Genomic DNA, 2157 nt, shown 5'->3' with positions numbered 1-2157 from the left:
CTTCCTGATCGTGCTGCTGGTCGGCCCGAGCGTCGCTCGGCTGGTGGCCAGAAGCGTCAGGCAATAAGCAGCGACTAGTCCTCGCCGCCCTCGCCCACGCTATGCGCATCCCGACGCCAGTAGGCCGTAACCAGGTGCCGGTCGCGCGGCAGGCCCCACTGCTTGCGCACGATCTTGCGTATCTCCCGGAAATCGCCGAATTCGCAACTTGCCCAGACGTACAGGCCGTCGGCAAGCGCCATGTGATTGCGCTCACGCAAGGCGGTCGACAATAGGCCCGCGGTGCCGGCCTCGAGGCCGCGCCGGTAAAGCCAGGTGATGTCGATATTGTCCCCTTGCGCCAGCGCCATTCGGTCATCCGGGCTATCGACCTCGATCAGCGCCTCGGCACGTGTTGATGGCGGCAGATGCTCCAAAATCCTGCCGATGGCGGGCAGCGCGGTGTCGTCGCCGAGCAGAAGCAAGGTCTGCGCCACCGGGGCGTCGCCGCCGCCGGGTCCGATCATGCCGATGACTTCTCCCGCCCGTGCGTTTTGCGCGAATGTGGCGGCGGGCGTGTTCTGGCCGGGGTGCAACACGAAATCGACATCGAGCCAACCGCTTGCGGCATCCAGCGCCCGGATCGTGTAGACCCGCACGGCAAGCGCATCGTCGCCAGAAGGCCAGACGATCAAGCCGTCAGCGCCCATCGTCGGCCAAACCAGCCGGCGGCCAGGCGGCGGCAGCAGCAGCCGCATGTGCAGGCCGCCATGGCTAAATCGGCCGAGATCCTTGCCGGCGAAGCGCAGGCGCTGCATATGCGCCGATATCCGCGTCGACGACATCACCGTGATCTCGCGGAAGAAGACCGGAGTACCGGCGTCGCTGCCGTCGCCTTGCCAATGGATGCCCTTGGTCGTGCCGAGATGTTCGGCGACATGGCCGGCGACCGTCATCTTCATGTAGGACAGGCAGGTTTCGTCTGTCGCTGCGACGCGGATCAGCACGCTTTCATCATCGAGCGTAGCGCTCAACGAGCCGTAGTAGAGGCGGAGCTCCCACTGGTCGGCAACGCCAGTGTCAATCTCGAATTCGCTGTGCTCTGCGCGCAGCCGGTCCATCACCGATCTGATCGCCGCGTCGCTGATCCGGGTTTGCGCGCTAAGTTGGTCCATCGCTCAAGTCCTTCGAAACGGTTCGGGCAAGGCGCCGCGCGGCACCCTCACCGTCAGCGGCATGCCACAGCCGCTCCGATGTTTCCACAGAAACATGACTATAATAATCATATTTATTCGATGAGTTGGCTACGAGCCGCTTGCGCAGCAAGTCGCTCGGGAAGGAAATCAACGAAGACGCGCACCTTCGGCGACAGATGGCGATTGGAGGGCCACAGCATCCGGAACTGGCCACGGCCGTCGACATGACCATCGAGGACGGTACGCAGCCTGTCTTCGTGCAGCGCCTCGCGCACCAGGAAATCCGGCATGCAAGCTATGCCGAGGCCGGCGAGCGTGGCGCCCTTCAAGGCTTCCATGTTGTTGCAGGTCAGCATCGAGCGGATCTGCGGTTCGGCGCTTCCGGTAGTGAACGGCCACTCCAGCAGCCTGCCGCTGTTCAGGAAGCGGAAGTTTATGCCGAAATGTCTGATGAGATCAGCCGGCACGCTGGGGGCGCCATGGCGGTCCAGGTAGGAGGGCGCCGCGCACAGCAGCATGCGAAAGGGCGCAACGGGTCTCGACACAAGGCGCGAATCCGGCAGTTCGCCGCTGCGGATCGCGACATCGATACCCTCGTCGATGACGTCGACGATCCGGTCGTTGAAATCGATGTCGAGCTCGATCTCGGGATAGCGTGCCATGAACTCCGACAGCACCGGCAGCAGCAGATGATAGGTGACGATCGGGGTGGATATGCGCAGCCGCCCACGCGGTGTTTCCCTTGTCTGCGACAGCATCGCCTCTGCATCGTCGATGTCGTCGAGGATGCGGCGCACCCGCTCGTTGAACAGCTTGCCCTCTTCCGTCAGGCCAATGCGCCGCGTGCTGCGCTGCAGGAGCCGCACGCCGAGTTCCTGCTCGAGCCGGGCGACACTTTTGCCGACAGCGGAAGCCGAGATGCCAAGCGCCCGCCCGGCGGCGACGAAACTGCCGAATTCGGCGGTGCGGGCGAAGGCTGTCT

Annotated in this window: 2 protein-coding genes; both read right to left on the bottom strand. The window is 64.2% G+C overall.

The genetic code is table 11. The features are described 5' to 3' along the window. Positions 1 to 74 precede the first annotated feature (74 nt). The gene (locus EOD15_RS33155; RefSeq protein WP_127320722.1) at positions 75 to 1154 is read right to left on the bottom strand and encodes a siderophore-interacting protein; all 1080 of its coding nucleotides are present in this window, start codon (positions 1152 to 1154) and stop codon (positions 75 to 77) included. A gap of 113 nt (positions 1155 to 1267) precedes the next feature. Then, a partial coding sequence (locus EOD15_RS33150; RefSeq protein ID WP_127409234.1) for a LysR substrate-binding domain-containing protein occupies positions 1268 to 2157 on the bottom strand: 890 nt, incomplete at its 5' end.

It is taken from the genome of Mesorhizobium sp. M7A.T.Ca.US.000.02.2.1, assembly GCF_003996995.1.
Lineage (GTDB): Bacteria > Pseudomonadota > Alphaproteobacteria > Rhizobiales > Rhizobiaceae > Mesorhizobium.
Note: the sequence above shows the minus strand (reverse complement) of the source record. Positions and strands in the feature narration are given on the sequence as shown.

Coding starts and splice junctions, on each gene's coding strand:
- EOD15_RS33155 (WP_127320722.1), bottom strand. CDS start 1,154: ATGGACCAACTTAGCGCGCAAACCCGGATCAGCGACGCGGCGATCAGA.